Consider the following 1194-nt stretch of genomic DNA (forward strand, 5'->3'; position numbering starts at 1 on the left):
GGCGGCGCGGCTGGCCGCATCTACACCACCGGCTACAAGCCGTTCATCAGCTCGGTGCCGAGCTTCGAGCTCATCGGCACGCCGGGCCAGGCCATTGCCGACGTGGAGGCGCCGACCGGTGCCTACACCCAGTTCCTGGGCGGCGCGGTTCCCGGCTACTTCGGTAACCTGGACTTCTCGCTGGTCGCGGCCCCGCCGCTGAACGCCGACGGTTCGGTCATCACCTTCGCCGACCTGTTCGATGCGGCCACCACCATCGAGGTCGCGGGTGATTTCTCGGCAGCTGCGCCTCCGGGCTGGAACGGCTACGGTCCGGCCGATTCGTTCACCGATACCGAGATGGTCTTCAACATCGGTGGGAACGAGAACATCGGCGACATGGGCATCGTACCCAACACCGTCGACCCGCTGCAGGAAAGCGACTACAACGCCACCCTGTTCGCCGTCGCCAACGCCGGCTTCGTCATCAATGACGTGGGCCCGGTCTTCGTCGGCGAAGTGATCCGCAACGGCACCCAGCTGCAGGCCCCGCTGGCCCAGGTCCCGGGTGGCTGGATCAGCCGCGTGGTCCTGACCAACACCGGTACGGCGGCTCGTGAATACGAGATCTCCGTGTTCGGTGAGACTGGCACCACGATCTCCACCAACGCTGCCAACATGACCGGTACCGTTCCGGCCAACGGCACCAAGGTGATCGAGGTTCCGGACTTCCTGACCGGCTTCACCGGCGGCCTGCCGCGCGCCACCGTCAACGTGACCGTTGCCGCCCCGAACAACCAGATCCAGGGCCTGTACCAGATCGTCAACCCGGCTTCGGGCTCGATCAGCAACCACGTGATGGTGCGTCCGGGCACCAACTGATCCCCCGGGACCAGTCGCAATACCAGGAGGGCCCGCTTCGGCGGGCCCTTCGCTTTTCTGGCCGGAAACGGTTCCGTGACCGCGTTCACGAAATGGAAACTTCAATTGACGGCTTGTTAAGGGCGTATTAGCATCCGTCGAGGCTCGCCCCCGGTTCACCGGCAGGGTAGTCCCGTTTTTCCCTTCCGGTACAAGCAATTGTACGCGGGTGGCCTGGCGCCCAAGCCCGCCGAGCCGCTTCATTCACTTAATAATGAGCTCAGGAGTCAAACCGAATGACCTTTAACAAGAAGCTGCTTGCTGGCGCCATCGCCGGCCTGCTGGTCTCCGCGA

Annotated in this window: 1 protein-coding gene; it reads left to right on the plus strand. The window is 64.2% G+C overall.

Annotation, left to right across the window (positions count from 1 at the left end; all coding sequences use genetic code 11):
- The coding region (locus N788_RS14875) for a hypothetical protein (RefSeq protein ID WP_034224649.1) at positions 1–861 on the plus strand (861 nt) is incomplete at its 5' end.
- Positions 862–1194: the final 333 nt, after the last annotated feature.

Origin of the sequence: Arenimonas donghaensis DSM 18148 = HO3-R19, from assembly GCF_000743535.1 — a bacterium.
Taxonomy (GTDB): Bacteria; Pseudomonadota; Gammaproteobacteria; order Xanthomonadales; family Xanthomonadaceae; genus Arenimonas; species Arenimonas donghaensis.